The sequence below is a fragment of the Alkaliphilus transvaalensis ATCC 700919 genome (genome assembly GCF_000621485.1).
Lineage (GTDB): Bacteria > Bacillota > Clostridia > Peptostreptococcales > Natronincolaceae > Alkaliphilus > Alkaliphilus transvaalensis.
On sequence record NZ_JHYF01000045.1, the window covers coordinates 1 to 1059 of the forward strand.

Sequence of the window (1059 nt, forward strand, 5' to 3'; positions counted from 1 at the left end):
CCCAGGTGTAGCTTTACTGCGCGGGTGGATTCACCACCACTCTGTCAAGGTTCTCTGCCAAAAGGCACTACGACGGAAAATCTGGGAAAAAGGTTAGGTTCGCCTCTAACGCCCCAGCACCGATGATTAGTCGGGACGGTCTTTTAGCGTGTTTTCCCGTAACCACGTATAAAGCTAACAGTATGTAGTTATTTAAAATCCTTCTTACTTGTTATATACGAGATAGATTAGCCACAGTTAAGAGATATGCACCATGTTTTTATAAAAAATTTCATAGGGATATCATTAAGATACCCCGCCCCCCAATGTCAAAGGTTGAAATCCTAGGCACTGGGGGGTGTTTTTTTATTTATAAAGCAGGATAAAGTGAGAGGTTTTAAGACTTAATAAAAGACTTCTTAGATTGTAAGCAATGAAAAACCATGTAATATGGTTGCATAGCTTGAAATAGAAGGTTTATTTGTCATATTACCTTTGAAGTTACTAGGCTATATCATAGTTCTTTGAAAACTAAATAGATAGGATACATACATTTAATCTTTTATATATTTAATTCTGTATCTTTAGGATGAACATTGCCCCACCCGTTACGAAAATTGTAATTAATGATACGGAGGTGAGAAGGATGAATAAAACCGCAGTAGGATATGTAAGGGTATCTACTAAAAATCAAGTAAAGGAGGGCTACAGCCTTTCCTATCAAGTCGAAGAGATAAGAAATTACTGCTATGCCCATGATATACACTTACTTAGTATATATACAGATGAAGGCATCAGCGGGGCAAAGGTGGACGAGGAAGAGTTAACCATAGATAGGGAAGAATTACAATCCATGCTAACAGATATAAAAGCCCTAGAGGTGGATTATATAGTAGTTCTCAATACCTCCCGCCTATGGCGTAGTGATTTAGTAAAAGTACTAATACAAAGGGAATTAAGGGCTGTAGGAGTAGATATAAAAGCTATAGAGCAGGAGACATATAGTATATATACTAATGACCCCAGTGACTTTCTAGTAAACGGAATGATGGAGCTATTAGACCAATATCAAAGGCTAGA

Annotated in this window: 1 protein-coding gene; it reads left to right on the top strand. The window is 37.6% G+C overall.

The features are described from left to right. Window positions 1-625: 625 nt before the first annotated feature. A partial coding sequence (locus T335_RS0115385; RefSeq protein ID WP_026478322.1) for a recombinase family protein occupies window positions 626-1059 on the top strand: 434 nt, incomplete at its 3' end.